This window comes from Ligilactobacillus pabuli, from assembly GCF_022836475.1.
Classification (GTDB): domain Bacteria; phylum Bacillota; class Bacilli; order Lactobacillales; family Lactobacillaceae; genus Ligilactobacillus; species Ligilactobacillus pabuli.
This window is the reverse complement of the sequence record NZ_BQXH01000013.1, coordinates 55111-79769: the sequence shown is the minus strand read 5'-3', so window position 1 is coordinate 79769 and position 24659 is coordinate 55111. Positions and strand designations below refer to the sequence as shown.

Here is a 24659-nt window from a genome sequence, read left to right as displayed (position 1 = left end):
CCAAACTGTACCAGTCTATTCAAGCAAAAGCTTAAGTTGTTGAACCGCCGTATACGGTCCCGTACGTACGGTGGTGTGGGAGGTCGATAGTGTGAACTATCTCCTACCCGATCTCCAATTTGACGACAGGTCCATGGGCAAACGCTAGCGTAATTAAGGGGAATTCGCTATACTTAAGGGGCAACGTAGACTAGGTTTAAGACGAGGAAGTGAAGTTTTGAAAAAAACGTATTTGAAGTCTGCCCTACGAGATATTCGTTTTTCGCTTGGACGCTTTATTGCGATTATTTTAATTATTTTAATGGGAGTTTTGTTGTTTGTGGGGGTTAAAAGTGTTGGCCCGGACTTGACGGCCAGTGCACAACATGAAATTGACCAGAATCAGATGTCTGATCTCCAGATAATTTCAACGGGAGGACTCACACAAGCAGACCGCAAAGCAGTCGAAAAAATCGGTGGGGTCAAGGTCCAACTGAGTAAGGGCTTTAGTTATGTTGAAAAAAAGCACCATAAAAACTTGCATGTTTATTCTTACTCAGCAGCTGACAAACAAAATCGCTTGATCGTCACAGCGGGACATTTGCCGCGGACACCAAAACAAATTGTGGTCGATGACCAACTCAGATCTACTTATAAGTTAGGTTCGACGCTCAAAATTACAGATGATAATTTAAAAAATAGCCGCTATCAGGTGGTGGGTTTCGTGAATTCGCCGCTGTTTATTGCCAATGAAGAGCGCGGTAATTTGGAAGTGGGCGATGGTCAAGCAAACGGCTTTATTTATGTTCCGCAAAAAAACTTTACGCAAGACGCCTACGCACAAATGTATTTGCGGTTTAATTCGCTAGCGGGTCAAAGCTATGCTTCAGCGGCTTACAAACGGCAGTTGAATCAAAAAATTACGCGCTTAAAGCCAATTTTCAAGCAACGTCAACAAGCCCGGCAGGCTGAATTACAAAAGCTTGCCCGCCAAAAGAGTGCACCAGCACAGCAAAAAATAACTGAGCAACAAGAAAAATTGACCCAGGCCAAACAACAGTTGACAGCTGGGCAAGCTCAGTTAAAACAAGCCCAAGCTAATTTGCAGCAACAGCAGCAGGTGCTCAGTGCGCAAATTGGAGAACAAGCCGCCAAACAACAACTGGCTGGTTCTAGTCAACAGTTGGCAGCTCAAGTACAAAGCCTCCAGCAGCAACAAAAACAGTTAGCTGAGGCACAAACCAAATTAACGGCAGGGCAAGCACAGCTCAATAAAAAAACTAAAATCGAACGGCCAACTTATTTGACAAATAAACGGACAGATTTACCCGGCTTTACAGATTATGCAAGCTTGTCAGACCGAATCGATGCGATCGCCAATATTTTTCCGGTCTTCTTTTTCTTTATTGCGATTTTAATTACCTTTACGACAATGACACGGATGATCACGGAAGACCGCCGGCAAATTGGCACGATGCTTTCTTTAGGCTATAAAAAGTTAGAAGTTTCTACCAAGTATTTATTGTATGCCTTGCTGACAGCGCTGATCGGCAGCGTCTTAGGGGTATTGATTGGGAGTAAAGCATTGCCGCCAGTGTTCTTTGCCATGACGGGAAATATGTACATTTTTCAAGATTTCACCGCTAAATTTTATCCGCAGCTAATTTGGCTGGCGAGCGGAGCGGCGCTACTAGCGACAGTGGGCTCAGTGGTGTTAGTTTTGGTTCGAGATCTGCGCGAGAAGCCGATGAACTTACTAGTTGAAAAAGCGCCTAAGGCTGGAAAACGGATCTTATTAGAAAAAATTTCCTTTTTCTGGCGCCGGTTGGGCTTTACCCAGAAAATCACGGTGCGTAACCTTTTCCGCTATAAGTCACGGATGATCCTCACAATTTTTGGGATCGCAGGGTGTACCGGATTGATGTTAGCTGGGTTTGGTTTGAATGATTCGATCCCAGCTCCTGGAACTAAGCAGTTTACTCAGGTTAATCGCTATCAAGCATTAGTAACTTTAAAAAATAAGCAAGACAAGGCGGTCAAGCAGCTTTTAGGTGACGCTAAAGATGTTCAAAGCTACTTGCCCGTTCATTTGGAACAAGTTACTTTCCGCCAAAAAAATGCCAGTAATCAGGATGCGTCGTTGTATGCGGTTAGTTCGGCCGACAAATTTAGTAAGTATGTTCCATTGTTACACCCGCAAAAAAAGACGACCCAGAAGCTGCCGCAAGAAGGGGCAGTCGTCAGTCAGCGCTTGGCACAAGCTTATGGGCTGAAACGAGGAGACGACCTGCATTTTGAAGACCAGGATGGACATGAGTATCGGATCAAACTGGCTAAAACTACTGAAAATTACGTGGGTCATAACGTTTATTTGAGCACAGCTTACTATAAAAAAGTGGTCGGGCATCAGGCGGAGACAAATTCGTATTTGGTCCGGACTAAAAAGCAAACGGGCAAGCAACGGACAGCTTTGGCTGATCGATTGACCAAGACCGGCCAAGTTTTAAATACGACATTCACGCATGATTCGCAACAAAAACTTGAGAAATCAGTCAAAGGTATGAGCTCCATCGTGCTGATTTTCATTGTGTTGTCAGGGACCTTGGCATTTGTGGTGCTATATAATTTAACCAATATCAATATTTCGGAACGGCAGCGAGAGTTAGCGACCTTTAAAGTGTTGGGATTCTATGATAAAGAGGTCACGATGCTGATCGTCCGTGAGAATATGATCTTTACGGTGTGTGGAATCGTGTTGGGTTTTGGAGTTGGCTGGCTGCTAAACTGGTTTATCCTGATTTATGCTTCAAGTAACATGATGGTCTTTCCGGTGGTGATCCACTGGCTGGGTTATGTAATTTCGGCGCTAATGACAATCGTCTTTTCGGCAATCGTGATGGCGGTGACCCATCGCAAGTTACGGCAAATTGATATGATCAGTGCATTGAATTCGAGCGAATAAACACAGAGCGGAGCAAAGCGTTTAGTTCCTGAGCATATCGGAGCCCGCCTTTAATGCGCTTTAGGCATTGAAGGTGAGCTTGGATAAGCGGAAGGAACTGCTTTGAGTAGCTCGACTAAACACAGCGTATCTGGAGACGAGTCGCAAAATTGAGCGTGCCTTGGCACAAATTAATTTTGCGGCTCGTCTTTTTATGCGCTCAGGTAACTAATTAAAGTGGAACTAGCATAGTCGGCGTAAGTATGCACAGAAAACGGTAGAAACTAGCATAGTCGGCGTAAGTATGCACAGAAAACGGTAGAAACTGGCATAGTCGGCGCAAGTATGCACAAAAACATCGATAAAAAGAGCATAGTCTAAAAGCCGGCGGATTATCCGATAATTGCAAACAGAAAAAAGGTTCCCCGCTTTCAGTTCAGAAAACAGGGAACCTTTTATAATGGACGAGAATGCTCTTTACTTCGCGCCTAGTAGTTCTTCCTTGCAGTGAATCAACTGGGTCAAGAAACTGCAGTAAGGGGTCGCTACGCCGTATTTTTGACCTTTGCGGGCAATTGCACCGTTAATATAGTCAATTTCAGTCAGGCGTTGGTTAGTAATCAAATCTTGGTACATCGATGGATAGTGTAAGCCAATCGTCTCACGGTCATAACAGCTCTTGATTTGAGCTAAGACTTGGTCTAAGTCTAGTTCGACACCTTCATGTTTAGCGACAGCGGCAAATTCATTCACGATACTGTTGACAATGTCATCGATTGGAGCAGTTGCCCCAAGGTCGGCCATGTTGCTGTCTAAAATCGTGCAGAGTCCATTCATAGTGCCGTTTACACAGGCTTTCCGGTAGATCGAAGATAAGATGTGTTCTGAATACTTGGCGTTTAATTTCGCACCATTTAAAACATCGATCACTTTATCAGCAGCTGCTTTACCAGTAGTGGAAAGGCTTTGTAATTCTAGGTAGCCATCGCCAAATAATTTGGCTTTACCAGGACCGGTCAAACCGGCAGTCCACATGGTGTTACCTAATAAAATGTGGTCTTTGGAAACATATTTTTCCAAAGTGTCTTCGTGACCTAAACCATTTAATAAGCAAAGGATCTTAGTCTGGTCACCAATCATGTTTTGAATTGATGCCATCATGTGGTCTAGCTGCATTGCCTTAGTGAAGACGATGATCAAGTCAGCATCGAAATCAATTTCATTGGCATGGTCTTGGTGATAAGCCGGGATCTTAGCGACAATTTCTTGGCCGTTAAAATCAGCAATCAAACCATCGCGGTTGATGTGGTCGAGGTGGTCTTGCCATCCATCGATCAAAATTACATCATTATGAGCTTGATGAAGCATTAAACCGAATCGACTACCCATAGCACCTGCACCAGCAATAATAATTTTCATCTTAAACTCTCTCCTTTTTATGAATGGTAATTAACCTTGATATTTAAAGACTTTTTTACTGTCGTATAGCTTGAAGACTTTTTCAAATAAGAACTTCGCCAGGAAGGCTGCGGCTAACGGAACGAGCAACCAGCAAACGACAACCAGTAGGATGTTTAAACCTGCGTCTAACGAAGCCAACGGACCAACGATTCCAACTAAACCGAAACCGGCTGATTGCGGTGTTCCAGAAATGTTTAGTAAAGCAACTGGGATAGCCGAAATAATAGCCGTAAATAAACATGGCAGCAGTGTGATCGGGTATTTGAATAAGTTAGGCATCATCATTTTCATCCCGCCTAAAGCAATCGCTAAAGTAACACCGGATTCGTTGATTTTCCAAGAGTTAACGACTAAAACGATGGTCGTTGCGGCCACACCCATTGCAGCTGCACCGGCAGAGATTCCATTTAACTGGATCGCCAGACCGATCCCAACGGTGGTGATCGGTGAAATGATCAGTGCGGCAAATGAGCAGGCAATTAAGATACTCAAAGCAAGTGGTTGAAGTTCCGTAAATTTGTTGATCAGATTCCCTAAAGCAACGGTAATTAAAGTGACATAAGGGTAGAGCAGCATCCCAATGACACCAGCACCAGTTCCGACAATGATCGGCATCGCGATGATCTCAACGGAACCTAGCTTGTCGCCTAACCAAGCGACGATTCCAACTGCGATCGCAGCGGTGATCATGATGTTGATAACATCACCTGTCCCAGCGCCAACGAAGCCGCCAGCCGCTTTGTCAAATTTGATCACGCCGCTCCCGACAAAGGAAGCTCCGGCGACGATCATGATCCGATTAGGTGTGAAATCAAACTGTTTGGCAATCAACCCACCGATGATCAAAGGGGTTGCCAGCTGGAAAATTAACCCAGCGTTGATAATTTGTTGAATAATAGCATATTGAGCAAAATACTTTAAAATAGCGCCTAAAACGGCATTTGGAATCAGGGCAATGATTGTTCCTTGAGCGGTACCAGCCAATAATTTATTGAAGAAAATTTTTGGTGACATCGTGGTTGAATGAACTGCTTTTTCCATCTTTCTCCCTACTTTCTGAACGACTAGCTCGATAAGTATAGTTGTGTCATAAAGTGCTGCAGTGATCTTAGCCGTAGCTTGCGGCAAAATCACCAGTGAAATAATGAATGTCGTATACGATACAAGTTCATTTTATCATCATTTGTGAATTATGCAACAATAATATTTAAACTCTTAATTGCTTTAAATCCTATTCTAAGGATTATTTTAGACAGGTAAGGTTGATTTTAACCAAATAATGTGAATTAATTATTTTAAAAGTGAGATACTTGGACCATAAAAAATAAGCCCTCCATATAATATGAAGAACTTATTTTTGTCAGATTGAACGGTACTTTATTTAACGTATAAGTGACGGAACTCAGCCACATAGTCGTGCCCAAGATGTAGGCCGTCTTGTAAGTAATGGTCAAAATCACCGTAATTATCCGTAATTGTTTGTTTAGCGCGGGTCAAATATTCGGGGGCCACGGTTAAAGCAATTTGTAATTGACGTTGATCTTCTTCACTCATGGAATCCTTAAAATGATCCATGATTTGTTGGTTAGCTTCTTTACGTAGTTCGTTAGTTTTGAGATAGTCGGTCATGATCTGCTGTTCAGAAGCACCGGCAACTTTTAAAATCAGAGCCGCTGCGAGTCCAGTCCGATCCTTACCAGCGAAACAGTGGAATAACAATGGTTCTTGAGTCGTGACTAAGTCAGTTAAGAATTGGGCGTAGCCAGCCTGAGCGGAGGAGCTGGTGATCATTTGTTCATAGGTCAGCAACATATTTTGGTAGGCATCGCCAGTTCCTTCCATCATTTCGTCCAAAGAAGCTTGGTTAGCGGATGCTGTCGCAAGAATGTCGAGGTGCTTAAAGGCGGCACTCGGAATGACAGTATCGGGCATTTTGGCTAATTCTTCGGCACTACGAAAATCGTAAATGGTTTTGATGTTACAAGATTTTTCTAAGAAGTCGACAGTTTGAGGTTCAACGTTGACAATTTGGCCGCTTCTGAAAAAAGTTTGCCGTTGCAGAGTTCCGTTGGCAACAGGAATTCCGCCAATATCTCTAAAGTTAACTGGTTGAATTTGTGACATAAATTTCTCTCCTTATTTAATAACAGAGTGGAGCAAACCGGGAGGACCCGAGCACCATCGGAACCTAGAACTAATGTGTTTTCGACATTAGTTCTAGGTTTGGATGGGCGGAAGATCCTGGTTTGCGGAGCTCGACTAAGAACACAGAGGGGGGTGAGGTGTTTAAGAGATCAGCGGAATCTCTTGCCTCACGCAGCTTGACTAAATCTGTCTCTGATGCTAATTATATGTGAATCGGCAAGTTCAGTAAATATCTTTTTGCTAAAGACGACTAAAAGTGTTTAAATAAATTTGAGCACATGACGTTTAGATGGAATTGTCAAATGAGGTGAAGATTTGCCGAAAGCAAAATATCGTGTTTTAGAACAAGTGAAAGGGCTGTTACAAGCAACTACTAAAGTGACGACCCAGGAAGTAGCGCAAGCGGTGGGACTGTCACGTGGAGTGACTAGTTCTTATTTATCACAACTTTTCCACGAAGGGTTACTTCTAAAGGGAGGAACTAAGCCGGTATACTGGCAACTGGCGGTAGCTGGAGATGCTTTTTCTGCAATGATCGGTGCGGATGGTAGTTTGAAAAAAGCGGTGGCTGAATGTAAGTCGGCTGTTAATTATCCACCGGATGGTTTTCCACTGATTATTACTGGCCCCTCAGGAGTTGGTAAAAGTTACTTAGCATCGTTGATTTTCAAATATGCCCAGGAAACAGGAGTCGTGGCACAAAATGCTAAGTTTGTTGTGTTAAATTGTGCAGATTATGCGAATAACCCGGAACTGCTCTCATCAGTTCTTTTTGGTTATAAAAAGGGTGCGTTTACGGGAGCCAACACTGATATGCCGGGCTTAGTCGACCAGGCCGATGGTGGATATTTGTTTTTGGATGAGGTCCATCGTTTACCGCGTGAAAGTCAGGAAAAATTATTTGTGCTCTTAGATTCTGGTGATTTTTATCCACTGGGTGAAAATCAACAAGCTAAGCATGTCAATGTCCGCTTTATTTTTGCAACAACCGAAAATATAGCTAATCATTTACTAGAAACCTTCCGCAGACGAGTACCATTGCAAGTTGAACTAACGGCGATCTCACAACGGCCCTTGTTGGAGCAATGTGAATTGATCGAACATTTTTTCAAACTCGAAGCAGCTGAAATGCAGCGCGATGTTCGCATTTCTCGTGCAGTGATCAAACAGTTATTAACGACAAATCAGCTGGGAAATGTGGGCTCACTTGCCAATCAAATTAAATTACTTTGTGCTGAAGCTTTTAGTCAAGCTGGTCAGGCGCCGGTCGTAGAGGTCGGCACACCTGAAAAAGAAACCAGCTGGTTGATCAAAGCGAGCGGCCAACAGTTAGTTTTAAGCCAAAAGATGGACTTAGAAAACCACCTGAGCACATTGTTAAGCACTTTAATAACTGGCGAACAACAGTCGTTCCAGATCAATGAGCAGGCGTTGGCAGTCACACAATTTTTACGTGATTTGCAAAAAACATCCGCTAGTTTAATTTTAGACCCTTACTTTACGTCCTACTTAGAAGCAGAACTACGCCAAGCACTCCAGCAGATCAGTCGACGTTATGGTGTGGTCAAAACGGTTAGCGACGGGCAATTGCAACGAGTGGCTAAAATGGTCAGTTTGCTTCAAAAAACGAGTCAAGTTCCAGCTGCCACCCAGTTAGCGACTTTAAGTGCTAGCCATTATCCCCGGACTACGTATCTCTGCCGTCAGCTGCTGAAGTTGGTGGACCTAGCGGTTGATCCAGAATGGCTGCAAGTCATTTTACTCTACACGGTTTTTGCCCATGAAGCTGAGAAAATCGAAGATCAAGACCTGTTGGCAATGATGGTTTGTCATGGCGGTGGAATGGCATCGAGTATCTGCTCAGTCGTCAATGAACTATGCGGTAATTATATTTTCGAAGCTTTTGATATGCCGATTGATGTTTCTAACCAGGAAATTAGTCAGCAGATCAATAAGTATATTCAGCAACAAGGACGTGACTATGCTGGAACAGTCTTACTATTTGATATGGGCTCGCTAAGCAACCTCTACCAAGAAATTAAGGCACTCTTAGATACGGACCTGTTAGTGATCAATAATTTGACCACGGCAATTGCTTTAGATATTGGTTTGCAACTACAACAAAAACTGACGTTTAAGGAGATCACTGCTCGGGCAGAAAAGTACCCTGAAAGTATGAATATCCAGTACTATGAAGGATTATCGCAACAGCCCAACATCATTGTTTCATGTATGTCAGGCGTGGGGTTATCGCGGGAAGTTAAGCAGATTTTAGCAGCGACCTTACAAAGCGAAGTCGAAATTATTACGATGGACTATCGCGATTTGAAGGCTACCTTGCAAGGGCATGATCACTCTTACTTTAAAAATACGCGCTTTGTCCTGACGACGGCAGATGTTCCGGCCCAAAACGTGGCAGAAGTCATTAATATTTATGACATTATGGATGAAAATGGTGATATGAAACTGCGTAGCTTACTGGAGCAAATGGGTGAAAATAAGCGCACGGTCAACGATTTGATGGATGAATTGTTACGGTTCTTCACGATTGGCGGCATTAAAGGGCGGCTGAGGTTTATGAATCCGGAAGTAGTGATCCCAGAAGTCCAAGAAATCGTCGCAAAATTTGAAGAATATTATCATTTGGAACTGAACGGAAAAATTAAATTAAACCTCTACATGCATATTGCTTTGATGTTTGAACGGATGATGCTAAGCAGTGAGCGGTCCGTTCAGCAAGCTAAGCCTGGTGAAATGACGGCAACGGAAGAGGAGTTTTATTCGGTCGCACGAAATATTTTTCATACTGCGGAAACGAAGTATAATATTAAAATTGATGACTATGAATTGTCATTAATGTATGAACTATTTAAAACATTAATTTAAATAACTGCTTAAAGAAGTGCTTAAAAAATCAAGCACTTCTTTTTTCTATGCACAAAAAGCCCGGTAACATAGGCTTTTAAAAAGTTGGCACGCTTTTTGCTATATGTGTTAGTGTCAAAGGAAAAAATTTGGAGGTGTACAACAGTGAATAAGTTTTTAGTAGCTTCCCACGCCAACTTTGCGACTGGAGCTCAAAGTACGATCGAATTGTTTGCTGGTGAAAATAAAAATATTAGTTACATTGCAGCATATAACGAAGACGGTGCTAGTTTGGAAAGTCAGTTAGACAATTTCTTTGCCACACTGACAGATGAGGACCACGTGTTGATCTTTACCGATTTGTTTGGCGGCAGCGTTAATCAGCAGATCAGCGTGCGGGCAGCTAAATTTACAAACGTCTTTATTATCGCTGGTTTCAATCTGCCAGTTGTTCTAGAGGCTTTGTTATCGGCGGAACCAATTACGGAAGAATTTGTTGATCAGTTGTTACAAAGCGGACGGGCAAGCTTACAAAAAGTGAAGCTGGAAACACCGAACGAAACGGAAGCAACAGATGATGATTTTTTTGCTTAATTAAAACAGGTTAATTACGAAAGGAAGAACAAATTATGATACAAGCACTTAGAGTAGACGAAAGATTAATCCACGGACAAATTGCGATGGTCTGGTCCCGCGCCCTTGACCTCGATGGCATCGTGGTAGCTAACGATGAAACAGCTAATGATGAAATGCAAAAGATGGCACTAAAGATGGCTGTTCCTAGCGGCTTGAAGGTAATCATCAAATCAGTACAGGGTGCGATCGATTTATTGTCAGACCCTCGTGCCGGGAAGATGAAATTGTTAGTTTTGGTTAGAACTGTTGGTGACGCCGTATTGTTAGCGGAAAAATTACCTGGTATCAATTACGTCAATATCGGTAATGTTGGGAAAGCCGTTGAAGGACAAAAACATACCTTTACTCAATTCGTGATGTTAACTGACGAAGAAATCGCAAACTTGCGTAAACTAGTTGAGCTTTACCCTGAAACAGCGCTACAAAACTTGCCAGATAATAAGAAGATCTTGGCAGCTGATGAATTAAAGAAACTGTAGGCGAAAAGTGAACGGTTATTCATAGGTGAGCTGCGTGAGGCAAGAGATTCCGCTGATCAAAACCCAACCTTCAATGCCGAAAGCGCATTAAAGGTCAGGTTACGATCATGCTCGTCTCTTAAGCGCCTCACTCCGCTCTGTGATCTTAGTCGAGCTGCACAAAGCAGCCCCTTCCGCTTATCTCAGCCCAACCTTTAATGCCAAATACGTATTTAAGGCTCGGCTATGATAATGCTCGGGAGCTAACCGCTTTGCTCCGTTCTGTGATCTTAGGTGAGTTCCGTGAAACAGAAAGTTCCGCCCATCCAAACTCAGGGTCAATGCTTAAACCGCATTAACTCCTGAGTCCCGATGGTGCTCACTTTCTACCCGTTTCACTCCGCTCTGTGATCTTAGTCGAGCTGCGTGAGGCAAGAGATTCCGCTGATCAAAACCCAACCTTCAATGCCTAAAACGCATTAAAGGTCAGGTTACGATCATGCTCGTCTCTTAAGCGCCTCACTCCGCTCTGTTTATAAATTAGGAGGTAGAAATCATGTTATACCAAGCGATCGTTGTCGCTTTAGTCGTCTTCTTGACCGTTGGTGGTCAGGAACTGTTGGGCTTTACCCAACTCGGACGTCCTATTGTTATTGGTCCTATTGTCGGTTTGTTATTAGGTGACGTCCAAACTGGCTTGTTACTAGGGGCTTCTTTGGAAACTATCTTTATGGGTGTCGTTAATATTGGGGGCGCCATGGCCGCCGAACCTGGACTTGCTAGTGCCTTAGCCGTTGCTTTTGCGATCAACATGCATGGCGGCTTAGGTGTGGCTTTGCCAATTGCTATTCCTTTGGGAATCATCGGGGTCGAAGTTAAGACCTTGATTTATGTTTTAGTTGTTGGACCTTTCGCTGGTGTCTTTGATCGTTTGGCAGCTGCTGGCAAACAAAGAAAATATACTGGCCTGCATTTTGGCTTGTGGACCTTACAGTGGTTCTTATATTCATTGATTCCATTTTTTGCTATTTTATTCGGTTCCACTGCCACACAAAACGTGATCAACATGATCCCAGCTTCAATTATCAACGGTCTATCTGTTGCGGGTAATTTGTTACCAGCAGTCGGGATGGCAATGCTGATGAAGATCTTGTGGGAAAACAATATTTCAGTTTACTACTTCTTAGGCTTCTTGATCGTTGCGTACTTCAAGGTTCCGTTAATCGCTGTTGCTGTGATGGCAATCGTGATCGGGGTCGTGTCTGCACAAAACGATTACAGAATGCACAAAATTGAGAAGAAAGCTGATGAACGCCCAGTTGCTGCAGCTAGTTCAACTGGACAAACTAATATTGAAACTACAGATGAGTTAGAAAATGACGACTTCTTTAGCTAAACAAGAAGTTGATAATTTAGAGGAGGCTTTTAACTAATGGCTGATAAAAATGATTTGACATCAAGAGAAAAGAAACTGTTACGTCAAATGTACTGGCGTTCATTTACACTTTATTCAGCAGTTACACCTGCTAAACAGGGAGCGTCAGGTTTTGAATATACGATGCTGCCATTCATCAATGAATTTTATGATGATGAGGAAGAAAAGAAGCAAGCGATGGTCCGCCATAACTCATACTTCAATAGTAATTTGGCGTTAGTGCCATTTATTATGGGTGTCACTGCTTCAATGGAAAAAGAAAATTCACAGACCAAAGACTTTAACACTGATTCAATTAACGCGATCAAGACTTCATTAATGGGACCGTTAGCCGGAATCGGGGATTCAGTTTTCTGGGGTGTTTTAAAAGCAATTGCCGCTGGGGTCGCCATTGGTTTGGCCAAATCAGGCAATATCTTAGCACCGATCGTATTCTTATTGATCTTTAACGTCCCAGTGCAGTTAATTCGCTGGTACAGTGGGAAGATGGGTTATACTTTAGGGTCAACTTATATTTCACAGTTGTACGAGAATGGTTTGATCAATATTTTGACCAAGGCCGCAAGTACGATCGGGTTAATGATGGTCGGTGCGATGACTAGTCAAATGGTCACTTTAAAAGTGAAGTGGAACATGGTCGTTGCTGGCAAGAAAGTTTTGGAAACCCAAAGCGTGTTGGACCAAGTCTTCATCGGCTTGTTACCATTATTAATTACCTTAGGCTGCTTTTATTTGATCAAGAAAAAGAACGTTTCTTTGAACACTTTGATTTTTGCTATCATTATTATTTCAGTTTTGGCATCACTGGCTGGAATTGTTTAAACACTGACAAAAATTAAGAGTTGGGCATTAGATAGAGATGAGGAGAACTATGAATTCAGAATGGTGGAAAAACGCGGTAATTTACCAAGTTTACCCGAAAAGTTTTAACGACAGCGACAACGATGGCTATGGTGATTTGAATGGGATCATTGCCAAATTGCCCTATATTAAATCTTTAGGGGTGGATGCAATTTGGTTGAATCCTTTGTATGTTTCTCCGCAGGTCGATAATGGTTACGATATTGCAGACTACCGGACAGTCGACCCGCGCTTTGGGACAAACGAGGATCTGTATCGATTGATCGACCAAGCTCATCAACTCGGACTGAAGATTATTATGGATCTGGTTGTTAACGGGACATCTGACCAGCATGAATGGTTTCAGGAAAGTGCCAAATCAAAAGATAACTATTTCAGTGATTACTACATTTGGAAAGATGCTCAACCGGATGGCAGTGAGCCGAACAACTGGGGGTCAAACTTCTCCGGCTCTGCTTGGGAATGGAACGAGCAGCGCCAGCAGCACTATCTTCACTACTATGCGATCGAGCAGCCTGATTTAAACTGGGAGAATCCGCGGGTGCGGCAGTTGGTTTATGACCTGATGCGTTTCTGGAAAGCCAAGGGTGTTGATGGCTGGCGGATGGATATTATTACGTCGATCTCTAAAAATCAGGAATTTCCTGATAATCCAGGACAGGCGGGAGAAAAATACGTGGTTGGCAACCAAGACAATGGACCGCGGATGCATGAATTTATTCATGAGATCAACCGGGAAGTTTTAGCCCCATTTGACATGATGAGTGTTGGGGAAGCACCAGCATCTAAGAGTATTGATGCTCGCCAACTGGTCGATCCCGAACGTCAGGAACTCGACATGGTCTTTACTTTCCAGCATATGCATATCGACCGGAAACCGGGTGGTCAAAATGGTCGCTGGGATGTGCAGCCGGCTGACATTGTGGCACTCAAGAAAATTCTGAGTGAATGGCAAGATTCCTTGCGAGACCATGGTTGGAATGCCTTGTATTTTGAAAACCATGACCGAGCACGGACACCTTCACGGTGGGGAAATGATCAGGAATACCGCTACGAAAGTGCGACAGCTTTTGCGACAGTCTTGCATTGCTTGCAGGGGACACCGTTTGTCTATCAGGGTGAAGAAATTGGAATGACTAACCCAGATTTTGCCCTTAGCGATTATGAAGATGTTGAATTACGGACAAACTATGACAAATTTGTGAAGACACGGCAAACGATTTCTGAAGCGGACTTTTTAAAGGCAGCTCATCAGATCAGCCGGGATAACGGCCGGACCCCGATGCAGTGGGATGACAGTCAAAATGCTGGTTTCTCAGAGGCTGAACCGTGGTTTAAGGTCAACCCGCGTTATTCAGAGATCAACGTTAAAAAAGACCAGCAAAGCTCAAAATCAGTTGCCAATTATTACCGTCAGTTGATCGAATTACGTCATCAAAACTTAATTTTACGCGATGGGACTTATCATTTGCTGGCACCAGAAGATCCGCGGGTCTTCAGCTATGAACGAGTTTTAGGCCGACAAAAGTGGACAATCGTGGTTAATTTAAGCAACGATCAATTAGACTTACAGCAGTACTTGGCTGTAAAAGAGACTAGTAAAGTAGTTCTTTCTAACTATCAGCGCACTAAGTTGGAGAGTGAAGATCAAGCTTTACGTCCATGGGAAGCACTGGTTTACGAAGAACAACAATAGATTAACTTAAAAGACAGGCAATGATGCTTGTCTTTTTTGCGTTTCCTGGCAAACAAGTTAGTCTGGACTGATCTTTTCAGCAGGTAATTTGTTTTCAGCGGTTCTTTCGGATAAAATTAAGGGTAGATCAAAGTCGGGAAATCAGCGCAAAGACGATTTTCCAGATAACAGGGGTGAACCAAGGATGAAACCAGAAGTAACAGTTTCTAAAGACCTAATTTCAATTGATACCAAAACTGCCTTAACAGGTGAAGATGTTTTACATTTGACCAATGCAACAGCCATTGATGACCGGACTGGTCAGGATTTGACCGGCAAATTATTAGTTAACATGGCCAGTGTGAAATTCGGACAGGCCGGCATGTATGATGCCACTATCTCGATGTTAGACGAAAACGGCAACTTACAGCCATTGCGGCAAATTTCAATCAAAATTTCAGCTGCGAGTGAAGCAAATACAGACTTGACCCAACCAACACGGCGTCAATCAGTTCAACTAGTTCAAGCACCGGTGCAACCACAACCCGTGCAGCAGCAACCAGTGCAACCGACTCAACAACAGCCGGCACAAACTAATCAGACTGCACCAGCACCCAAAGAAAAACCGCGCAAAAAGAAAAAAGGCTGGTTCAAGAAGCTATTTTGGGCATTAGTTGCGGTGCTGGCAATTTATGTCGTTTGGAGTGGAGTTAGTTATTATCAGACCAGGCAGAAAATTGCTGATCAGGGAACGCAAATCGCTGAGCTCCAGCGGAAAAATGATTCGTTAGGCGATCAGGTCGATACTGCGAATACGCAGATCAAGGAACTGCGACAAAACTATAAGAAGACTAAAAACGCAGTTAAGAATTATCAAAGAGATGAAGACACATACCGCCAAGAATATTTAAATCAAATGCAGCAGGTCTCGCAAAGCTTAGCGACCCTCAAGCAACAGTTAGATAATCAGACCCAACAAAGCGGAATCGTGTACAGTATTTTAAATGGCCGTTTAGATAACTTGCAAACGACAGTTAATCAAATGGTCAGTGCGCAATCGGCTGACCAAGCGCAGCGAATCTTGAACAATTATAAGTGGTGGCAAGGGTAAACAATCTGAGTGAGTAAAGGAGTAATTTTATGAAGGTTAGACAGCATCAATATTTTTATACCTATGATAGTGTCGGCAGTTTTTTACGACCAGACTCGTTAAAAGCAGCCTATCAGCAAGTTGCAACTGGTGAAATCAGTCAGGATGAATTCACAGAAATTGAGCATAATGCAGTTCAAGATTTAGTCCAAAAAGAAGTAGCACATGGATTACACGTTGTTTCTGATGGCGAATTTAATCGGGAAAATTTTTTCTTGGACTTCTTGGCCGGACTGAATGGGGTTGAGGTTGTTCCAGATGGCTTTAAGTTGAATTTTAGTGGACAAGAATTAGTCGCTGATGGTTTAAAATTGAATGGCAAATTAGCCTATGCACCAGACCACCCATTTTTCACTGATTTTGAGTTTTTACACAGCATTTTACCCTTGGGAGTCCAAGCCAAAGTCACAATTCCTGCACCAACCCCGTTGCTATTTGAAGGCGACTTTGCGGTAATCGACAACTACCGTGACTTTTACGCGAGCCGGGCAGATTATTTAGCTGATATTTTGAAAGTTTACCAACAAACGATCAATCGTTTTTATGAACTTGGGTTACGCTACATCCAACTTGATGATCCATGGTTATTGGGTGTGACCTTGCCAGTTGCCGGAATGCAGGGCGCAGAAAATGAGGAACGCGTTGAAAAATTGGAAGATGAGATCGTTAGTTTGATTCAAGAAATCATTGCTAGTGCACCGGACGATTTGATCTTTGCGACCCACATTTGTCGGGGTAACTTTCATTCTTCTTCGTTGGGCGGCGGCACCTATGCATCGATCGTGCATGTTTTGCAGCAATTGCCATATGATGCCTTTTTTATGGAGTATGATGATCCGCAGGCTGATGGCAACTTTGAACCGTTGGCACAGATCCACCGCGCCCAGCCGCAAGCAGTTTTCGTGTTAGGGTTAGTGACAACAAAATCGCCGCAGCTAGAACCAAAACGTGCATTGCAGCATCAAATTTTGGAAGCAGCTGAGATTGTGCCGCTTAGAAATTTGGGACTATCGACTCAATGCGGTTTTGCTTCAACAGCTGACGGCAATGATTTAACTGAACAGCAGCAGTGGCATAAATTAGCGATAGTTGTGCAAACTGCCAGAGATACCTGGCGGGCGGACGCTTGTCATTTTTGATAAATTAGCGGCGAGAATCCCATTGGTAAAATTTAACCAGACTTAGCTGATTTCTTTTTCACGCTGCTAATTTCGTGGTAAGATAATAATAGAAACGGAAATGGAGAACGAAAAGAAATCTATATTTGGAGTGATCTATTTGGCTAAGTTTAGCGATTATTACCACAAGATCCCCGCGGTCTTTGCAATCTTCGGGATGTTCGAGTTTGTATTGGCGCTGGTTTTGCTGATCTACTTGCCACGGGAAATTCCCATACAAATGACATTAAATGCTCTAAGTTTATTTGGACAGCCAAAAATTTTAGTTTTTGTCTTCCCAATGCTTACGCTTTTGTTGTCATGGCTTGGTAATGATGAGAGAATTGGACGGATTGAGTCGCCAGTCAAAGCAATGACGGTTGGCAGTGTACTGAGTGTGGCCCAATTATTCTTGACGATCGAGGCAGTTATTTTCTACTTCGCCGTCTTTAGTATAATCTAATTGAATATTCAATTGTCGTGACTTCTGCGTAAGGCAGGGGTCTTTTTTGGTGCCGTAAAAATAGTTTGTACGGGTTGTGCCTGGCTTATTTTTTCTAGGAAGCATTAAGCTTTACATTTGGCAACTGACTAATATATAATATCAGTGTGATATCAAATTGAAATGAGAGAGGTGAGAACAATGGAAACAAAAATGACGACCATTCGATTTCCAGAAGATCTCTATCAAAGGTTAAAACAAGTCGCAGCTAAAAAGCATCTTAGTATTAATCAGATGGTTGTCGAAAGCGTGCAACAAGCAGTTGATGAAACAGCGGTTTCTAACTCGACGATGGAAAGTCGTCTGATTTTAAATGAAGTTGTTCCGCCGGCCAAAATTTTTGCTGATAGCGGATTAGTGTTAGTTAACGGGATCTACTATCGCTATTTGACCAGTGATAACCAGCCAATTCAGCCGGAAATTCCATATTTGGTCGTTGAAGCGGTTGGTAATATTTTAACCATTAAACCAATACAGAAATGAGGAGAAGCAGATGGCATTTGGAATTAAAATCGTCCCGCAAAATTGCCAGGGATTAGTAGAATGGTTTGGCAAATACAAACACACAGTTGAAGCAGGTTTGCATTTTTACATTCCTTTTATTCAGGGGATCCGGACTGTTAGTTTGGCAATGCAACCAATTGAATTACCCCATTATTCAATTATTACGAAAGACAACGCTGAAGTTTCGACGTCAGTGACCTTGAACTATCATGTGACTGACTCGATGAAATATGAATACAATAACACGGATTCAGTTGAATCAATGGCCCAGTTAGTTCGTGGTCATTTACGTGATATTATTGGACGAATGGAGTTAAACGATGCTTTAGGTTCGACTGCCCGAATCAACGCAGATCTAGCGGAAGCAATCGGAGATTTAACTAACACTTATGGGATCAACGTTGATCGGATCAACATTGATGAACTGCTGCCCTCAGATGAAATTCAACGCGCGATGGACAAACAGTTAACGGCGGACCGGGAACGAATTGCTGCCATCGCCCAGGCTCAAGGTGAGGCTGAATCAATTCGCTTGACTAACGAAGCCCAAAATAATGCGTTGATGGCAACCGCCAGTGCTCAGGCTCAAGCAACAAGAACACGTGCCGATGCGGAACGTTATCGAATCGATACAGTTCAAGCTGGGTTAAGCAATACTGACCAACGCTACTTCAAAAATCAATCGATTGCAGCCTACAGCGAGTTGGCTAAGTCGAAAGCTAACATGGTGGTTGTGCCAAATGATGGCAGCAGCCAGTTTGGTCAGACAGCCGTCTTAGCCCAGGCTATTAAGGAAAAACAAGAAGCTCCGGCTAGTCAACAAGACTAGGACAGACCCGTTTTCAGTAGGGAGGTCGATGAAATGACAATATTTGCGATCGTAATTTCTTTGCTAATGATAGCTGTGTTTTTTGCCCTCTTGATTTGGTTGTTAGTGCTTGGCAACCGGTTCTATGCCAAATGGATCTTACACCAAAATGTCCCGCAGCGTAAAACTGGGCGAACGGCGCAAAAAAGTGCGCATACCTCAGAACGAGCCATTAACAATAATGACCATTTAGCTAGTAAAATGATGCGCCAACAAATTCGGCATAATCAACACCAGCGGTATCGTTCACTGGCACCCAATGATGAGTCGCGCGGGATTCAACATGTTCCAGGCGGGCCATTATTCAATACCAAACATTATCGCCAGTCACATTTTACGGATCAAATCGTGAATGAGCCGCAAACTTTTCGGCGCAACAACAAGACTTATGGTAAGGGCATTGAAACTAAATTGCGAGATAAGCAAAATCAGCGAGACCAACAACGCTACCAGCAAAGCCAGCAGCGTCACCAAGAACGCAGCCAACGTAATGCTGGCAAGCAACGTGGGCACCAACAAAAACAGGCTAAAAAACAGATTCCAACGAATAAAAGAATGTTGGACTCACTGGCAGATGCCTACGCACAAAGTATGGAATATTCTACTGGTTATCAACAAGCAGTGAAACGCAGTCAACAGAAAAAATAAGCAAAAACTCAGCCCCCTGAAGTACAAAACTTCTAGAGGACTGAGTTTTTTGCTGAGCTGTGATTGTATTCGAGCTGCGTGAGACAAGAGATTCCGCTTATCTCGCCCCAACCTTCAATGCCAAAAGCGCATTAAAGGTCAGGTCACGATATTGCTCGTCTCTTGATCACCTCACTCCACCCTGTTTTCTTAGTCGAGCTGCGTGAAACAGAAAGTTCCGCCCATCCAAACCCAAGCACCAATGCCTAAAACGCATTAATGCTCAGGTTCCGATGGAGCTCGCTTTCTAAACGTTTCACTCCATCCTGTATCTTTTTCCGCTCGAAATGAGCTGGACCTCACCGTAATAGTGTTTGGCCAGTTTATTTTTAGGAATCAGTTTGTAGTTTTGCCCAGCCTTTTTGAGCTCAAATTCTTTAGTGGGAGCGCGCTGGGAAACACTACTTTTTTGAGTAATAATCAAGTTAGTTGTACCATCGGGGCGCTTTTTAAGGCGATAAGCATAGTCTTTACTATGGTCACCTTTCACAAAAGTTGCTTTTTTTCCATTAAAGCGAACGATCGAGCCAGAATCGTGGTGTTGTTGGGCGGTAAATTCCCACTTATGACTTTTGAGGTCCGAGGAAACATTTTGGCTACAACTGCCGAGATTTAAGACGAGTAAGAGAACGAAGATGAATTTTAAAGCAAACATTTTAACACCTCCTTATTTGAGCGCTGCATTTTTAGCGTCCTGGCGTAAAGCTAATCGTTTTCTAAGCTCTAATAACAGTCCGGGAATAAAGATACTGCACAAGACGATCAGCCAGGCTAATCCATTGAGAGCGGTGAAACCGAAAATTTCACGAAGCCCAGGGACAGTCGCTAGTGAGATGACCAGCAGCATTGTTCCAGCTAGGCCGTAATTTAAAGGCGGATTCTCTACTAAAGTTTGGCGAGAAAATGGTTGTCTGGATTTGATGACATAAATGTCTAACATGGAGCCTAATGCCAGGACTAAGAAGAGCATGGTTCTGGCAAAAGCTAAGTTTTGATTGGAGAGGACAAAGAGTCCTAAACTGAAAATACTTAAGGTCAAGAGGGTGAAAACTAGTGCCCTGAAAAAGACACGTTGGGCTAAACCATCTGCGAAAATACTAGAGTGACGGCTGATTGGTGCCCGGCGCATTTGGTGTCCTTCGGCTACTTCACGGCAAATGTAAAAGCCGGGGATCCCGTCAGCTAAGATATTGATCAAGAGCAGTTGTTCCGCTAGCAGCGGAGAACCCCAGCCCATCGCGACCGCAAAGATCATTAAGAAGAGTTGGGCAAAGTTGACTCCAATTAAGAATTCAACTGCTTTCAAAATGTTTTGATAAATTGTGCGGCCTTCTTCGATGGCGGCGACGATCGTTTCAAAATTGTCGTCGACTAAAATCATATCGGCGGCCTCTTTAGCAACATCGGTTCCAGTTTTTCCCATTGCGATGCCGACGTCTGCGGCCTTGATGGCGGGAGCGTCATTCACACCGTCCCCGGTCATCGCAATGGTAGAGCCGTTTGCCTGCCAGGCCTTAACGATCCGTATTTTATCTGCCGGAGAGACCCTGGCGTAAACTTTGATTGTTGGAGCTCGTTCTTGTAATTCATCCTCACTGAGCTGGCGTAAATCAGCACCTGTAATGACTTGGTCTGCGGGGGTGGCGATTCCCATTTGGACTGCGATTGCTTTGGCCGTTTCTGGGTGGTCACCAGTGATCATCAAAGTGGTGATCCCGGCTGTTTTGGCTTTGCGGATCGCGGAAATCGCTGCTGGTCGAGGTGGATCAATAATTCCAATCAAACCTGCTAGTTTGACCGGAATCTTAGTGGCATCTAGCGGTTCAGCGGGCTTTTCGTCCAACAGTGTGTAACCAACTGCTAAAACGCGTAAGGCATCTTGCGCAAATTGTTGGTTAATGTGCTTAACTTCTTTTTTCTGCTTGTCAGTGGCTTGAAAGGGTAAACGGTCGATTGCACCTTTGACGATCAGCAGATATTTGCCAGATGGAGTCTGATGTAAGGTCCCCATTAATTTTTTGGTGGAGTCAAACGGGTCTTCTGCGAGTCGGGGATACTCTTTTTCCAAGTCCATTCTGGTTGTTTGGGCATGTTCCATCCAGCGTAAAATGGCGAGCTCAGTGGAGTCGCCCAGCTCAACTGTTTGGCCGTCAACTTCTTTGATTTCGGCATTGGTGGCTAACCCCATGAAGCGCATCAGCTGAAATTCGTCTGAGTCTGGAGAAATTACACTGGAAGTGTCGGCCGGTAAATTTTCTGGGACCCAGTATTTAGTGACCGTCATTTGATTTTGAGTTAGTGTTCCGGTTTTATCGGAGGCGATGACGTCAATACTACCGACGGTTTCGACAGCGTTCACGCGCCGCATGATGGCATTTTTCTTGGCCATTTTGATGACGCCATAAGATAAACTGATCGTGACAATAATTGGCAGTGTTTCTGGGACTGCAGCTACGGCAAGTGAGACTCCCATAATCAAACCGGCTGAAAGATCAAAGCCGCGGAAGAAGAAGCCGATGATAAAAATGAGCAGTCCACCAAGTAGGGCAACGGAAGTTAAGTGTTTTGAGAGGATCGTTAATTTTTCTTGTAGTGGAGTTGCTTGTTTTTTGGTGGTATTCAATAAAGTGGCGATCGAACCAATTTCTGTTTGCATCCCAATCGCTGAAATAACCATGAGTCCGTTACCAGTGACAACGCCTGTCCCAGAAAAGACTTCGTTAAACCGCTGACTGATCTCGGTAGTAGGAGCTTGTGGTTCTGCATTTTTCTGGACCGGTTCACTTTCACCAGTCAAAACGGCTTCGTTGAGTGTGAGATTATTGGCTGTGAGCAACTTTCCGTCAGCAGGAACGTGGTCGCCTGCGGTTAAAACAACCAGGTCGCCGACAACTAAATCAGTTGCCTCGATCGTTTGGCGGTGACCGTTTCTAATGACTGTCGTTTCGTGGACATTCATGTTTTTTAAAGCGGAGAGAGCTTTTTCAGCGCTCTTTTCTTGGTAGATACTGATGAAGACATTCAACGCTAGAATACTGCCGATGATGAGCGGCTGGCTCCATTTTTCGGCACCAGACACTGCGAGATAGGTTGAGAGTAGGACGGCAAATAAGAGGACTAACGAGGTAATGTCAGAGAGATGGTGGACAATTTGACGGAAGAGACCGTTCTTTTTGCCTGCTTGTAATTCATTGGGACCAAATTTTTGTTGGCGCGCACCAACTTCTTTAGTGGTCAAACCTTGTTCGTTGGAGTGGTAGCTGGCGAGCACTTTCTCAGGGTATGAGGGAGAGTTCGTCACTGAAATCATCCTTTCAGAAATGTAGTTAAAATTGAAACTTAACACTCGTGATGTGGTTAGTCGTGTGAGATGGGGGAATAACTTGAAACGTACTCCTCAGGCTGGTGAGCAGGAGTTGAGGAGGAAGGAAATGGTCAAGTTAAGCGTCAGTTGAGCAAACGACATCCAGCTGGCACGTTGAAAAATATTCAACTTTACGTAATTAAGCGTATCATCTTTCATGTTTAAGCGTCAAGAGATAAATCAATTATTTTAACAAAAAAATTAAAATCATTTTTATGTGCGGAAACAAAAAAGAACACTTAATTGCCGTAAGACAGGCGTTAGTTAAGTGTTCTTTCTGATAGTTAGTTAAGCTTTATCTAGTTGACGTAAGGCCTTTTGTGCAGCCAAGTTAATAATGTTCCACGGCCGGTCTAAACCAGGTTGGAAGAAAAAGTCGGCATAGGCTAAATCAGCGAGGGTCAATTTAGCTTGGATCGCTAGTGAGATCGTATTGATATTTTGCGTCATATCTGCCGTTGATAAGACCTGTGCTCCTAAAATGCGGGTGGTTTGTGGATCATAGGTCAGTTTGAACCAGACCTTAGCGTTGCCGTTTGCAGCAGGAACAAAAGCTGGGCGGAATGTGTCGGTGACCAATGTTGACTTGGTTTCAATGCCAAATTGGCCCGCAGTACCTTCTTTGATACCGGTCGAAGCAAATTTGTAATCGAAAACTGGTAGTGCACTGGAACCGGAAACCAGCGGAGTGGTGGCGGGAATACCGCACGCATTTTTACCAGCAATTCGTCCCTGGCGGCGAGCATTAGTAGCGAGAGCAATCGGCGTTTTAGTACCATCAGTGGGAGCAAAACGGACTAAAGTAGCATCCCCGACGGCGTATACATCAGCGGCACTGGTTTGTTGGTGGTCATCAACGACGATCATGCCATGATCATCAAGGTCGAGTGTTTCCGCTAACCACTGGGTGTTGGCTTTGATCCCTGTCGCAACGATCACTAAGTCTGCCGGGTAAGTTGCTTGATCAGTTACAACTTCAGTGACATGGCCGTCTTGACCGTCGAACCGTTTGATAGCTTGACCAGGAGCGGCTTTGATGTCATGTTGTTCCATCTCGGCTGTCACAATCGTGGTTAGTTCTTCGTCTAAATACTTAGCTAATAGGCGGGGCAACATGTCAACGATCGTGACGTGCTTGCCAGCTTTAGCGAAGACTTCCGCAGCTTCGATCCCAATGTAACCAGCACCGATCACGACAACATTTTGAACGTCAGGGTCGACTGTTTTGGCTTTAAGCTTGATGGCCCAGTCGCGACCGCGCATTTGATAAACGTTGGCTAAGTCATTTCCTGGAACAGGGAGGGTCGCAGGAATCGCGCCGGGACTTAAAATCAATTTGTCGTAGCTTTCAGTTCGTTGGGTGTGGTGGGCATGATCAACGACTTGGACGCTGTGGTTGGCCGCATCAACGGCTGTAATTTCTGTTTCAGTAAAGACAGCCACACCTTGAGCCCGCATATCTTCTGGAGTAGCGTAACTGACATCATTGACATTCTTAACGACACCTTCGAGGTAAAGCTGCATCCCGCAGGATAGAAATGATAAGAAGTCGCCTTTTTCGTACCATTGGATCTCAGTTTCGGGCTGATCAGCCAAAATTTCGCGAACTGCTTCGTAACCACCGTGTGATGAACCAACTACAATAACTTTCATGAATAGAACTTCCCTTCTAATTGTCATGTGTATTAAAATACAACTGTTAAAAACTGAATTTTATCTCACAAACTAAGTGAGTAAAAAACGACACTAGACTTGTCAGCTGATTATTGTAAAAAGTGGGACATTAAGGCTATAACGATAAGTAACTACTGTGGACGTCCAAGTTTCAGCAGTAACTGATGTCTTTGATGATTTAAAAATAACACAGATAGTTTGTGAAATAAAGGATAAACATTGTCTGAAATTAAATTCACAAACTTTAAAAGTCGAACGAAGGTTGTGTACGATATACTTTGCGCGTTTTGAAAAAAA

19 protein-coding genes are annotated in these 24659 nt (G+C 43.6%); 13 read left to right on the top strand and 6 right to left on the bottom strand.

What is annotated here, in order from left to right:
• The first annotated feature begins 217 nt into the window (after window positions 1-217).
• Window positions 218-2941: an ABC transporter permease gene (locus LPAF129_RS07505; protein WP_244055578.1), complete on the top strand. Its 2724-nt coding sequence runs from the start codon at window positions 218-220 to the stop codon at window positions 2939-2941.
• Between the two features lie 456 nt (window positions 2942-3397).
• On the opposite strand, the gene LPAF129_RS07500 is transcribed toward LPAF129_RS07505, so the two are convergent.
• The 3 genes from LPAF129_RS07500 to LPAF129_RS07490 all read right to left on the bottom strand — a co-directional run bounded on the left by LPAF129_RS07500 (window position 3398) and on the right by LPAF129_RS07490 (window position 6505).
• Window positions 3398-4339, bottom strand: coding sequence for a 2-dehydropantoate 2-reductase (locus tag LPAF129_RS07500; protein ID WP_244055576.1), 942 nt, complete (start codon window positions 4337-4339; stop codon window positions 3398-3400).
• A gap of 30 nt (window positions 4340-4369) precedes the next feature.
• Entirely contained in the window at window positions 4370-5422 is a 1053-nt protein-coding gene (locus LPAF129_RS07495) for a PTS sugar transporter subunit IIC (RefSeq protein ID WP_244055568.1), read from the bottom strand.
• Between the two features lie 336 nt (window positions 5423-5758).
• Complete coding sequence (locus LPAF129_RS07490) at window positions 5759-6505, bottom strand: tyrosine-protein phosphatase (RefSeq protein ID WP_244055562.1); 747 nt, start codon at window positions 6503-6505, stop codon at window positions 5759-5761.
• Between the two features lie 336 nt (window positions 6506-6841).
• Between LPAF129_RS07490 and LPAF129_RS07485 the strand changes: the two genes are divergently transcribed.
• The 12 genes from LPAF129_RS07485 (at window position 6842) to LPAF129_RS07430 (ending at window position 19285) form a co-directional block, all read left to right on the top strand.
• On the top strand, window positions 6842-9412 hold the full coding sequence (locus LPAF129_RS07485) for a sigma 54-interacting transcriptional regulator (protein ID WP_244055560.1): 2571 nt from the start codon (window positions 6842-6844) through the stop codon (window positions 9410-9412).
• A gap of 144 nt (window positions 9413-9556) precedes the next feature.
• Window positions 9557-9985 (top strand): PTS sugar transporter subunit IIA, encoded by a 429-nt coding sequence (locus tag LPAF129_RS07480; RefSeq protein ID WP_244055558.1) that lies wholly within the window; start codon window positions 9557-9559, stop codon window positions 9983-9985.
• 35 nt (window positions 9986-10020) lie between these two features.
• Window positions 10021-10506 carry a PTS sugar transporter subunit IIB gene (locus LPAF129_RS07475; protein WP_244055557.1) on the top strand — a complete coding sequence of 162 codons (486 nt, stop codon included), beginning with the start codon at window positions 10021-10023 and terminating at the stop codon, window positions 10504-10506.
• 535 nt (window positions 10507-11041) lie between these two features.
• Window positions 11042-11881: a PTS mannose/fructose/sorbose/N-acetylgalactosamine transporter subunit IIC gene (locus LPAF129_RS07470; RefSeq protein ID WP_244055556.1), complete on the top strand. Its 840-nt coding sequence runs from the start codon at window positions 11042-11044 to the stop codon at window positions 11879-11881.
• Between the two features lie 36 nt (window positions 11882-11917).
• On the top strand, window positions 11918-12742 hold the full coding sequence (locus tag LPAF129_RS07465; protein WP_244055555.1) for a PTS system mannose/fructose/sorbose family transporter subunit IID: 825 nt from the start codon (window positions 11918-11920) through the stop codon (window positions 12740-12742).
• A 49-nt stretch (window positions 12743-12791) separates the two neighbouring features.
• Window positions 12792-14477 (top strand): glycoside hydrolase family 13 protein, encoded by a 1686-nt coding sequence (locus LPAF129_RS07460; RefSeq protein ID WP_244055554.1) that lies wholly within the window; start codon window positions 12792-12794, stop codon window positions 14475-14477.
• Window positions 14478-14661: 184 nt separating this feature from the next.
• The gene (locus tag LPAF129_RS07455; RefSeq protein ID WP_244055553.1) at window positions 14662-15567 is read left to right on the top strand and encodes a coiled-coil domain-containing protein; all 906 of its coding nucleotides are present in this window, start codon (window positions 14662-14664) and stop codon (window positions 15565-15567) included.
• A gap of 29 nt (window positions 15568-15596) precedes the next feature.
• A complete protein-coding gene (locus LPAF129_RS07450) occupies window positions 15597-16745 on the top strand; it encodes a uroporphyrinogen decarboxylase/cobalamine-independent methonine synthase family protein (protein WP_244055552.1) in 1149 nt (382 codons plus the stop codon).
• Between the two features lie 100 nt (window positions 16746-16845).
• On the top strand, window positions 16846-17226 hold the full coding sequence (locus LPAF129_RS07445; protein WP_244055551.1) for a hypothetical protein: 381 nt from the start codon (window positions 16846-16848) through the stop codon (window positions 17224-17226).
• 180 nt (window positions 17227-17406) lie between these two features.
• Complete coding sequence (locus tag LPAF129_RS07440; protein WP_244055550.1) at window positions 17407-17748, top strand: YlcI/YnfO family protein; 342 nt, start codon at window positions 17407-17409, stop codon at window positions 17746-17748.
• A gap of 10 nt (window positions 17749-17758) precedes the next feature.
• A complete protein-coding gene (locus LPAF129_RS07435) occupies window positions 17759-18598 on the top strand; it encodes an SPFH domain-containing protein (protein WP_244055549.1) in 840 nt (279 codons plus the stop codon).
• 33 nt (window positions 18599-18631) lie between these two features.
• Complete coding sequence (locus LPAF129_RS07430) at window positions 18632-19285, top strand: hypothetical protein (protein ID WP_244055548.1); 654 nt, start codon at window positions 18632-18634, stop codon at window positions 19283-19285.
• A 295-nt stretch (window positions 19286-19580) separates the two neighbouring features.
• Here LPAF129_RS07430 and LPAF129_RS07425 read toward each other — a convergent pair whose 3' ends face one another.
• The 3 genes from LPAF129_RS07425 to LPAF129_RS07415 all read right to left on the bottom strand — a co-directional run bounded on the left by LPAF129_RS07425 (window position 19581) and on the right by LPAF129_RS07415 (window position 24341).
• Window positions 19581-19979, bottom strand: a complete 399-nt coding sequence (locus LPAF129_RS07425) for a hypothetical protein (RefSeq protein WP_244055547.1) — start codon at window positions 19977-19979, stop codon at window positions 19581-19583.
• A 12-nt stretch (window positions 19980-19991) separates the two neighbouring features.
• Window positions 19992-22634, bottom strand: a complete 2643-nt coding sequence (locus tag LPAF129_RS07420; RefSeq protein ID WP_244055546.1) for a cation-translocating P-type ATPase — start codon at window positions 22632-22634, stop codon at window positions 19992-19994.
• A 342-nt stretch (window positions 22635-22976) separates the two neighbouring features.
• Window positions 22977-24341: an FAD-dependent oxidoreductase gene (locus LPAF129_RS07415; protein WP_244055545.1), complete on the bottom strand. Its 1365-nt coding sequence runs from the start codon at window positions 24339-24341 to the stop codon at window positions 22977-22979.
• Window positions 24342-24659: the final 318 nt, after the last annotated feature.